The organism is uncultured Faecalicoccus sp., from assembly GCF_944325745.1.
GTDB lineage: Bacteria > Bacillota_I > Bacilli_A > Erysipelotrichales > Erysipelotrichaceae > Faecalicoccus.
Genome location: NZ_CALVBG010000047.1, coordinates 1 through 10,830 on the forward strand (window position 1 = coordinate 1; position 10,830 = coordinate 10,830).

The window sequence follows — 10,830 nt, forward strand, 5'->3', positions numbered from 1 at the left end:
CAAAAACTTTGAAACTTTAATAAGTTTTTCACCGCTTTAAGTAGAAGCGTTGATAATTTCTTAAAGGAATCAATCTTTTGGGGAAGTTGACAACAGTTTTTCCTTTAATATCTGATTTTTGTCATAGGCGTTCTCAAGATCCTGCAGATTGCCAAGATCTGGGATATTCACGGAAGTTTCAATTTGTTTAGGATTTTCTTCAAGATCATTTAAAGTGATTGCGGAGGATCCTTCAAGCTGGCTGCGAATACTTTTGGAACGGTCTACACATAGCTGATATAAAGTGCTGACCGCAAGTTCATGCTCCTCAAAAGATACATAGGCGCTCGGATCTTTTTTGACATAGGGCGCAATCATCGAAGATTCTTTTAAAAACCAAGTTTTGAGCCATTGACTATCTATATTTTGGGTCAGGAAGGTGTCAAATAAATCAAGATATTCATCCTGATAGGATTCTACGAGATTTGTAAACAAAGGCCGGTTTTCCAGAACGTTTTCATACCAGGGCGTTAAGATTGGAAAGTTGATCAGATACGTATTGTCCTGTATCGGATCGGTCATTTCAAAACAATACGTTCCAAATCCAAGATTTTGATCCCAAGGAAGTATTTGTATTTTTCCTTGCTCTTCATAAAGATAGTAATTATGACCGGTCGGACCCATGTAACTGTCCCAGTTCATGGTAAAAACCAAGACGACAAAATATCGCAAGGTATGATCGACATCGACATATTGTTCGAGGTTTTTGTTTAAGTTTAGCTGACGGATGCTTTCGATCAGATTCTTTTTATCTTCTGGATCTGCGTTCGTTTTCGCATGATCAAAGATTCCCGGATAGGATGTGCTCATTTCTCCCAAGTAACATAACCCGATATCTCGATTATCGTATTCCAGGCGTTTGTAGTCAGGCTTATACAATTGGCCATGAGAATTCCCGTACTGGCGTTTTAAAAATCCATCCTCAATTTCTTCAATAACGACATAGAGCCCGATGGGTTCCTGATTGATCGTGACCCACGCAAAAGAACAAAGAGGGCTTAAGACACCCATCCGCTGATAAAGATCATAAGCCAGTTTGGTTTTTAAATAACTGTTATCTTGAAAAGAAGCATCCAAAGTAAGTTTGTCCAGGCCATGATACGTCACGCCATCTTCATAATGATCAAATTCAATTTTATAGCTGTAGCGTGACAATCCATATTCTTTGCTTAGAGAAAGCGAGTTGTTCCCTTTGATTCGCAAGCCGACTCCGGCAATGGTTTCCTCATCGATTTTTATATCTGCCATTACGTATTCTTCTTTTTCCCATAATGCGGCCACATCATCGACCTGAAGATTGATTTGATGAACATACGAGTCATCAAATAATAATTTTTCATAGCCCATAACAGGGGTTGTTTTCCAAAAAAGGGCAATGACCAAACCGATGGCAAATACAATCAAAACGATCTTGTCAAAGTATTTCTTCGTATACATATCAGCCTAAAAATTCACCATTATAAGAAATTAATGAAGCTTCTTTGATTCCGTCTGATTTTTCTAAATCAGAAACGATATTCAGGTCTTCTTCTGGCGCGATGCGGACTTCATAAATCAGTTCGATTTCATTTTTGTGAGCGGTACGGCTCTTGAGCCGGGACTTTTTGGTCTTGTCCTTGATTTGTTTCGATAGATCAGCAGCACTTTGACTATCCTGTACTTTTAAGATCAAAAGATAAGGCGTATGAACATAAGTTCGATCCCGAAGACAAAGCAGAACCAAACTGATGAGCAAAGATCCTACAAAAGCGAGGATATAGCCTCCGGCTGCCAAAATGATGCCGCCTGCCAAGCTCCAAAATAAGAAAACGATATCCATCGGTTCTTTGATTGCGGTACGAAAACGGACGATGGAAAGAGCCCCTACCATACCCAGCGATAAAACGACATTCGAAACAACACACATGATCAGCATGGCGGTGATCAAACACATCGCAATCAATGTGATCCCAAAATCTGCACTGTATAATACACCGGTATGTGTCCGTTTATAAATGACCGCAATGGAAATTCCCAAAATGAATGCCAATCCCATGGTGATCAGAATTTGAGAAAGGGTCTGGGTCGGAAATTGGTTTAAGAAGTCGGTATTAAAAATATCGTTGAATCCCATAAAGGCCTCCTATTCGTAGTAACGGGACATGGCATATTTTGAATAAGCTTGTCTATGCGGATTGATTATATTTAATAAATCGGCAAGAAAATCTGGGAAATAGCCATCGTATTTCACTTCCATGATGACATGATCTTCTATGGAAAAATGCTTGAATTCATCTAAGAAACAAGAAATATCATGAGAAGTTTGAATGTTAGAATCCAGGGTGATACGGACATTTCCATAAGGGTAGACAAAAGCTTTTCGTTGATACGATACGATGACCTTGGGTCTCATTCCGCTGTTCCATGCCATTAGAAATGCCTTGGCGAGAGGTTCTTTTTTTTCGGACAGAAAATGGATGTCACCATTTAAAAGGTCGTTAGCCTCCGCTTTGCTGAGGATGATCGAACGCTTTTGACCATGAGGGCCATGTTTTCGTTTGTTTTCCAAGCGGATAAAGTCCGGCTTTTCCCCATAATAACGGAGTCGAAATTTCTGACGAATCAAGTAGCCTTGGAGCTTTTCTTTATAAAATTGATCAAAAGGCGTATCGAAATAAAGAGAGTGGATCCAATATCCGTTTTCGTCCCCGTGCTTGTCCATCGTTAAGAAAGGCCGCAGACGCCTTTCAATCATCAACGCCTGCGGCTTGGTCAAAGTGTATTTACATTCTTGACGCCAATCAGTCATAATCTGAGTTTCCGTAACCGGAGTTGCCTCCGTATCCGGAATTTCCTCCATAGTTTGAGTTGTCCCCGTAATCAGAATTATTATAACTTCCTCCGCCAGAACCTCCAGAATTCGCAGGAGGAGTCGTGTTGACTGTCGGAGTCTGCTGCTGCACTGGAGCTTGTACGGCAGGAGCACTAGGAGTTGTATTTGATGTTGGCGCTTGCTGCTGTACAGGAGCGTTGTAGTCGGTTTGTTCGTAATCCGTGACCCCATCATTGAGAGGCCCGTAATCGGTATCGTCATAATCTGTGATGCCGTCACTATAAGGACCATAATCCGAATTTCCAACATCTGTCACTCCATCACTGTCTTTTCCATAGTCTGTGGAATGATAATCTGTGACCCCGTCATTCAGCGGACCATAATCGGTGTCATCTTTTGGGATGTCTTTTGAATTATGTCCGGCGATCACGACCCCTGTACGCGCATCTACATCGTATTTGTATTCAACGCCATCAATCGTGAATTCTAATTCATAGATTGCCAGTCCATCATCGAAATCGAATTCTTTCTCTGAAAACTGAGCTTTCGATGCATCCACCTTTGCCTGGGTCAAAGCAATCTCTTTGGCCTTGTCTAAGGAAATATATGTATTATCTTGATAGTTTGTATCGTAGTCATCACTGTCTATGATCACAATTCTCTCTTTCTCAGATACATGCGTACCGAGGATATCTTCTAAATCGCCTAAAAAGGATCCGCTAGGCAAATAAGAGCCAGGCATCAATTGTAAGACTACATTTCTTTTTTTACCATCGATCGTATCATCCAAGTAGCCTGTTGATTTGATCTTGGTCATCGCATCATTCAAAGCGGTCTCACAATCTTTTCCTTCGAATTCGTACTCATCCACCATAGCTTGTCCATCTTTGTTCAAGCCTATCAGCGAAGTGACGTTGCCTTGCTCATCGTAGCGAAATTCGATCTGAGGATTTAGACTCAGTACCAGAGTCCCTTCTTTAGGGGTCTGTGCACTACTGCATCCAGTCAGAAGAATTGCCAGCGAACAGGCAACAGAAGCAACTGTTAAATAAATCTTTTTCATCTTCTGGTTCTCCTTTTCTCTTTATTTAATTGTACTAAAATACATCGATATCAAATGTTAAGAAAGAGAAAAGAAAATGTAAAAAGAACGTAAAATAAGCAAAATAAAATCTTCGGAATCAGAATTTAAACAAATATTCGGAAATATCTGAACTGAAAAAAGAATATATGTTTTTATGCATATTTGAGATGGGAAAAAGTTATCGAAATTCGATATGCATTACAGTGTTTGTATGAGGAAGATATTCAATGAAAGCTCTTATGTTTCTGTTTTGATCGCACTGCTCTTTTCCTAGATCATAGGTGTTTTTATTCAGGGTGAAGGAATAAAACTTGCGGTTTTTATCATAACCTTCTACATTGTAGAAAATGGAATATTCATAATTAGAATCGAAATCAAATTTCAGCTGCGATAAATATACTTCCTCATAATCAAAAAGATACGGAATGTCCAGGATGAAACTTTTGATTGACCAAATGCAAAAAAGCGATCCCAAAATCAAGCCAATCCCCCATGCGATTTTCAACCGTATCTTGTTTAGTTTTGTGACGGAAGTGATGATGATCGCAAGAAAAAATATTGTCAGCACAATAGAAGACATGCCAGATTTTATATATCCGGCAACCCCCTCTTCGAATCCCCCTTGGAAGGCGAAAACAAAAAAAGTCGGGATCCCTATAAAGAATAAAATACCAAACAGAATAAAAATGAAAAAAGCACATTTATATCTTAAATCTTTATTTTTTTCATGATCTAAATTCATTGTATGAAATTCCTTCCTCTGCGAATATCTGTATATAAAATATCATGATGGATTCTGAAAATTACTCGCCTGGTAAGGAATTTACAAAGATTTAACGGTAAGCTGTATTGCAGTTTTTTAATCCGATATCATGGGCTGAAAAAGTTCGTTATCGATTTTATCAATTTCTTCTGCAAGATTGAGAGCGTGGTCGTTGATACGGTCATAATCGGTCAAGATGCGGGAGAAAGAGATCCCTAATTCACTGGATATTGTTTTGTTTTTTAATCCTTGGATCTGCATATTTCTCCATTCTTGGGTATTTTCATCAATATGGTCGTTATATTCACCCGCTTGTTTGAGATCAAAGATCAAATCATGCATCTTGAAAGTCCGGCTTTTCATCTTTTTTAGAATCTTTTTTTCTTCGTCTGAACTTTTTTCTTTAGAGATCACAATAGCTTGGCGATCCATGTTGATAGCATAGTCCGAAATTCGTTCGATATCGACCAACATAGTATAGTAAGCCGTTAAATTTTGTGAGGTCTCCTGATTGAGATTTCCGTTTCCAAAGACTTCTGAAATATAATTGGAAATCGCATTATTTAAAAAGTTCACTGTCTTTTCTCTTTTTTGGATGGACTTAGAACGCTCTTCCTGATAATGGATCAGCTGATCAAAGGCATCGCTGACATTGGCATAGGCAAGATCCATCATCCGCATGACTTCATCGTGGACCTGCTGCACATTGATGGCCGATACCCCTACGATCTTATTGGCTTTGGGTAATGGCTGCAGATACATCAAGCCTTCTGAATCCAGGGCCATTTTTTCACTAGGCAGAATACGTTGGGCAAAATCAGCCAGATAAGTTCCAAAGGGCAACAACACAAGGGTCGTAACGACATTGAACAACGTATGCATATTGGCAATCTGCTGCGGTGCATTGTCCGGCGTCCAGCTTTCTACCAAAGTTGTCAAAGGAGTCAGGATGCATATCGTTGTGAATAAAATTGTACCGATGATGTTAAAGCTGAGATGAATGATCGTAGTTTGTTTGGCTTCTCGGCTTGTTCCAATCGAAGCCAAGACGGCCGTGATGCAGGTCCCGATATTTTGTCCAAACAATACAAAGACAGAGCCTTGCAGCCCAATCACACCGCTTCTGGCCAGCGCCTGCAAGATTCCTAAGGAAGCCGAGGAGCTTTGAATCAAGGCTGTGAATAGTGCTCCGACAAGGATACCGATAGCCGGGTTGGCAAACCGGGTGATCATGGAGATGAATAAAGCGGATTCTCGTAAAGGTTCCATCGATGTCGACATCATATCCATACCGATAAACAAGATCCCTAAACCTGAAACAATGGAACCCAGAGAATGAAGTTTTGGATTCTTTAAAAAGACGATCATCACGACACCGGCAAACGCAAATAGCGGAGCGATCTCGCTGATATTTAACGCCACCAGTTGGCCGGTGATCGTGGTCCCAATGTTGGCGCCCATGATGATCCAGACCGCTTGTCGCAAAGTCATTAGCCGAGCGTTGACAAAACCGATGACCATGACGGTCGTGGCGCTGCTGGATTGAATGATGGCTGTGATCACGGCGCCGACCAAGACGCCTAAAAAGCGATTGGATGTCAGTTTCTCAAGAATGGATTTCAACCGGTCGCCGGCAGCTTTTTCCAAACCATCCGACATCATCTGCATTCCATATAAAAATAGGGCGAGACCTCCCAGAAGTCCTAAGATCAACGATAGGTTCATAGTGTTCTCCCTTAAAAAATTTGTTTGAGTATCAACGCCATTTTCTCAGTAAATGGCGCAAAAGACAAATCATTTTTGAAATATATCGAAAAAATTCAACGCGGTTTTATGCCCACTATTTTTGTTTAGAAAACTTAAAAATAAATAAAATTTAAATATTTGGTAAATGTTTTCTGAAAGGGATGGTTATTTTAGTGATTTGCTATATAATAATAGATACGAAGGACGATAGTATGAAAAGGAAATCGTATATTTTAGTAGTTGCAGTTGTATATATATTATTTGGAATTTATTTTTATAACAATCCAATCATCTTAAAAAACAGCAGTTTAGAGCTTGAAGTAAATAGTAAATTTGATCCTTATGACAATATTCAAAACATTGTTTTTGGAACGAAAAAAGGTGTAGAGATCGAAGGGAAGGTCGATCCTAAAAAGCCGGGAGATTACACGATCACCTATGTCTTCAAAGATAAAACGCGGCCTATGAATATCGCAGTTCGAGATACGCAAGCGCCACATTTAGAAGTAAAGGATAAAAAAGTGGATCTGCAGACAGAAATCACTCCTGAATTATTTGTGAAGAAAGTATCGGATGATTCAAAATATGAGCTTTCTTTTGAAAAGGAACCCGATCCTGATCGAGTGGGAGAACAAAAACTCAAAGTCGTGGCCGAGGACGCTTACGGAAACAGTACAAAAAAAGAAGTGGTATTGAACCGCATGAAGGATGAAAAACCCCCGACCTTTAAAAAAGTCAAGGGTATCGAAGTGATGCAAGGATCGTCGGATGATGTTCGTTCCAAGATAAAAGTAGAGGATGATCTAGATCCCGAACCTAAGGTGGAAGTGGATACGAGTTCAATCGATATGTATACACCGGACACATATACTGTTACTGCCACCGCAACGGACCGATCTGGCAATTCGACTGATCAATCTTTGGAAATTGAAGTAGTGGAGAATCCTGAATACTCAGAAAAAGTGGTGTATTTGACTTTTGATGATGGACCTAGTGAAAACACGAAAGAAATATTGGATATCTTGAAAAAGCACAAGATAAAAGCCACGTTCTTTGTGACGGGATATGACGATACGCACAGAGAGTATATCAAAGAAGCTTACGATCAAGGACATACGATCGGATTGCATACATATAGTCATGATTATGCCAGCGTTTATTCTTCGACGGATGCTTATTTTGCGGATTTAAAGGCTGTCAGCGATATGGTTGAAGAAATCACGGGAGAAAAATCTACGATTATACGTTTCCCAGGCGGATCTTCGAACAGTATCAGCGCTAACTATTCCGTAGGAATCATGAGCAAGCTGGTGGATATGGTCACGGAGAAGGGCTATCAGTATTTTGACTGGAACGTTAGTTCGGGAGATGCCGAAGGAAATAACATTCCAAAAGAACAAATCATAGAAATGAGCTGTACAGATGAATTGAATCATATCAATCTTCTTTTCCATGATTCGAGTCCTAAAGATACTACGGTCGAGGCTTTGGATAGTATCATTCAATTCTATAAAGATCACGGCTACAAATTTTATCCTTTGACACACGATTCTTATATCTGTCATCACGGGACCACCAATTAAACACTTATTTTAAACAACAATCCTCTGGAGATTGCTCCAGAGGATGTTTTTTAGAGATTGATCAGCGTTTTATCCAAGATCATTTGGGCTACTACGGATTTCTTTTGACCGGAGTTCATGGCTGCTTGTTCAATGTAGTGGTGTGCTTTTTCTTCGCTCCAGTGATATTGTTCGATCAAGACCAGTTTTGCCTGGTAGATTAGACGATCATCGTGGAGCTTTTTGTTTAACTTTTTTATTTGAATCATGCTTCTTTGGATTTGAATACGGCTGGCTTCCAGACAGCGTAATGCCTGATAGATCATATCTTTGGGACAAGGGATTCCCAGAACGAAGATTCCTTCTTCTTTGACTTGGTAGACGATTTGATCATATGTTTCTTTTTTCGTCAACAACAAGACGCCGATCGGATATTGACTGGCGCATTGTCTGGCTAAGCGGACTCCAAACTCATTGGGAAGGGGCAGCTGGATGATGCATAGATCTAGTGTTTGCTGCCGCAAAACTGTTTGTGCTTCCTGCGCAGTAGAAACACGGATTTGTTGAGCCTCTGGCATAAACTCATGCACAAGTTTAGAAAGCTTAGGCGATGGACTGACGATTAAGATCTTAAGCATTAGTCTTTAGAAGTGATATAGGCTTGCCAGATTGCTTCCGGAAGGTTTCGCTTCACAAAATCACTGGATCTTGCGAGTTCTGAAGCCTCTTGAAGATTGCGAGGCAAAGGCTGTAGTTGCGAGAGGATCGTTTCATCGGCTTCAAATAAATTGAGGTCGACACTGGGTTGCGGTTCTAAATTTTCTTGGATTCCCTCTAAGCCGGCCTCGATCAGAAGCTTGTAGGCAAGATACGGGTTCGATAGACAGTCCGGGGAGCGAAGCTCGATTCGTTGGGTTTGATTTCGGGTCGCCGGGATGCGAATGGCTTGAGAGCGGTTTTGAATCGACCAGCTGACATAGCCCGGCGCTTTAAAAGATCCCAATCGCTGGTAGCTTTTTTCGGAAGGATTCAAAAACAAGGTGATCTCCGCTAAACGACGCAAGATTCCGGCCATAAAAGACATGGTCAGATCTTTTGTGCTGTCTTGAGAAGAAATCGACATATTGATATGCATGCCGTTGCCGCTTTCTTCCGCTAACGGTTTGGGACTAAAATCTGCCACCAGCCCGTTGGCTTTGGCGGTCGTTTTTACGACCCATTTAAAGGTCGCCGCATCATCGGCAGCGCGTAATGGATGGGAGTGCAGGAAATCAATCTCATTTTGACCAGGTCCCTCTTCATGATGGCTGGCTTCCGGATAGAGCCCCATTTCTTCCAAGGTCAAACAGATATTTTTGCGGACATCTTCTCCGTTATCTTCCGGTGCAATATCCATATATCCGGCGTTGTCCAAGGGGATATACGTATTGTTTCCGGCTTCGTCCGCTAAAAATAAATAAAATTCAAACTCGGAACCAATCTCGATTTGATACCCTTTTCCAACAGCTTTTTCCATCGTTTGTTTTAATAAGTATCGGGTATCCAATTCGAAAGGGGTTCCATCAGGATACTGGATATCGCAATACATGCGGAGCACGGATCCATCTAAAGAACGCCAAGGTAAGATCGACATAGTGTTCGGATTAGGAACTAAGAAAAGATCGCTATGGACATTTTGATCAAATCCATCGATGGCACTGGCATCGAAACTGATGCCTTCCTCAAAGGCGCGTTTTAATTCTCTGGGCAAGATGGAAATGTTTTTCTGTTTTCCAAAAACATCAAAATAGGCCAAACGAATAAAGGTGACGTTTTGTTCTTCCACATAATCGAGGATATCTTGTTTTGTGTACATAAGCTTTCTCCCTTTTTTATGATTAGGTTATACAATAAATTACATTTTGTTTCAATATTTTCAAAAATTTTCATTTTCTGTTGACTTTCCCCTTTTTTTGATTAGAATAAAGACCATAGAAAACGGCAAAGATGCCAGAATTTAGAAATCCTATGGATTTCTTGTCTGCTCTTGCCGTTTTTTTTATTTTCTTAAAGGAGAAATCGATATGACAACAGACATCACAAAGATTTTTGGTTCCAAAGTTTTTAATGAAGATTGTATGCGAGAGGGATTAGCTTCTGATACCTATCGTGAGCTGCAGAAAACCATCCAGGAAGGCAAACCGTTAAATCCCAAAATCGCCAATGCCGTCGCACATGCGATGAAAGAATGGGCCTTATCGCAAGGAGCGACCCATTATACCCACTGGTTCCAGCCGATGACTGGGGTCACGGCGGAAAAACACGACGGATTCATCAATCCTATCGAAGGCGGAAAAGTTCGATTGACCTTTTCCGGAAAAGAATTGATCAAAGGAGAACCGGACGCTTCCAGTTTTCCCAATGGAGGACTTCGGGCGACCTTCGAAGCCCGCGGATATACCGCCTGGGATCCGACTTCTTATGCCTTTATCAAAGATAATGTCCTCTGCATTCCGACCGCATTCTGTTCTTATACAGGACATGCCTTAGATAAAAAGACGCCTTTACTGAGAAGTATGGAGGCCATCAATACGCAAGCTTTGCGAATCTTAAAGCTTTTTGGCAATGAAGAAGTGACCTCCGTGAAGACCACCGTAGGACCGGAACAAGAATATTTCCTGGTCGATAAAGAGTATTACGCAAAGCGAAAAGACTTGATCTATACGGGACGAACCTTATTTGGTGCCCCTTGTCCTAAAGGGCAGGAAATGGAAGATCACTATTTTGGAACGATCAAATCCCGAGTGCAGGCCTTCATGAAAGATTTGAATGAACAACTGTGGGA

Annotated in this window: 10 protein-coding genes; 2 read left to right on the plus strand and 8 right to left on the minus strand. The window is 40.8% G+C overall.

Going from position 1 to position 10,830, the window contains the following annotated elements; genetic code table 11:
- Positions 1 to 69: 69 nt before the first annotated feature.
- The 6 genes from Q0J48_RS05355 to Q0J48_RS05380 all read right to left on the minus strand — a co-directional run bounded on the left by Q0J48_RS05355 (position 70) and on the right by Q0J48_RS05380 (position 6,423).
- On the minus strand, positions 70 to 1,476 hold the full coding sequence (locus Q0J48_RS05355; protein ID WP_296242319.1) for a CotH kinase family protein: 1,407 nt from the start codon (positions 1,474 to 1,476) through the stop codon (positions 70 to 72).
- A 1-nt stretch (position 1,477) separates the two neighbouring features.
- Positions 1,478 to 2,152, minus strand: a complete 675-nt coding sequence (locus tag Q0J48_RS05360; protein ID WP_183375352.1) for a DUF4956 domain-containing protein — start codon at positions 2,150 to 2,152, stop codon at positions 1,478 to 1,480.
- Between the two features lie 9 nt (positions 2,153 to 2,161).
- On the minus strand, positions 2,162 to 2,827 hold the full coding sequence (locus Q0J48_RS05365) for a polyphosphate polymerase domain-containing protein (RefSeq protein WP_183375353.1): 666 nt from the start codon (positions 2,825 to 2,827) through the stop codon (positions 2,162 to 2,164).
- Positions 2,820 to 3,914, minus strand: coding sequence for a PepSY domain-containing protein (locus Q0J48_RS05370; protein WP_296242322.1), 1,095 nt, complete (start codon positions 3,912 to 3,914; stop codon positions 2,820 to 2,822). Before Q0J48_RS05370 ends, Q0J48_RS05365 begins: the two co-directional genes overlap by 8 nt.
- A 199-nt stretch (positions 3,915 to 4,113) precedes the next feature.
- Positions 4,114 to 4,677, minus strand: a complete 564-nt coding sequence (locus Q0J48_RS05375) for a hypothetical protein (protein WP_296242324.1) — start codon at positions 4,675 to 4,677, stop codon at positions 4,114 to 4,116.
- A 117-nt stretch (positions 4,678 to 4,794) separates the two neighbouring features.
- Positions 4,795 to 6,423, minus strand: a complete 1,629-nt coding sequence (locus tag Q0J48_RS05380) for a Na/Pi cotransporter family protein (protein WP_296242326.1) — start codon at positions 6,421 to 6,423, stop codon at positions 4,795 to 4,797.
- A 233-nt stretch (positions 6,424 to 6,656) separates the two neighbouring features.
- Between Q0J48_RS05380 and Q0J48_RS05385 the strand changes: the two genes are divergently transcribed.
- Positions 6,657 to 8,027 (plus strand): polysaccharide deacetylase family protein, encoded by a 1,371-nt coding sequence (locus Q0J48_RS05385; protein WP_296242327.1) that lies wholly within the window; start codon positions 6,657 to 6,659, stop codon positions 8,025 to 8,027.
- A gap of 50 nt (positions 8,028 to 8,077) precedes the next feature.
- Here the strand turns inward: Q0J48_RS05385 and Q0J48_RS05390 are convergent, their stop codons facing one another.
- Together Q0J48_RS05390 and Q0J48_RS05395 are read right to left on the minus strand one after the other, a co-directional pair.
- The gene (locus tag Q0J48_RS05390) at positions 8,078 to 8,644 is read right to left on the minus strand and encodes an ANTAR domain-containing protein (protein WP_296242328.1); all 567 of its coding nucleotides are present in this window, start codon (positions 8,642 to 8,644) and stop codon (positions 8,078 to 8,080) included.
- The gene (locus tag Q0J48_RS05395; protein ID WP_296242330.1) at positions 8,644 to 9,861 is read right to left on the minus strand and encodes a glutamine synthetase family protein; all 1,218 of its coding nucleotides are present in this window, start codon (positions 9,859 to 9,861) and stop codon (positions 8,644 to 8,646) included. Before Q0J48_RS05395 ends, Q0J48_RS05390 begins: the two co-directional genes overlap by 1 nt.
- Before the next feature lie 208 nt (positions 9,862 to 10,069).
- Between Q0J48_RS05395 and Q0J48_RS05400 the strand changes: the two genes are divergently transcribed.
- The coding region (locus Q0J48_RS05400; protein WP_296242331.1) for a glutamine synthetase III at positions 10,070 to 10,830 on the plus strand (761 nt) is incomplete at its 3' end.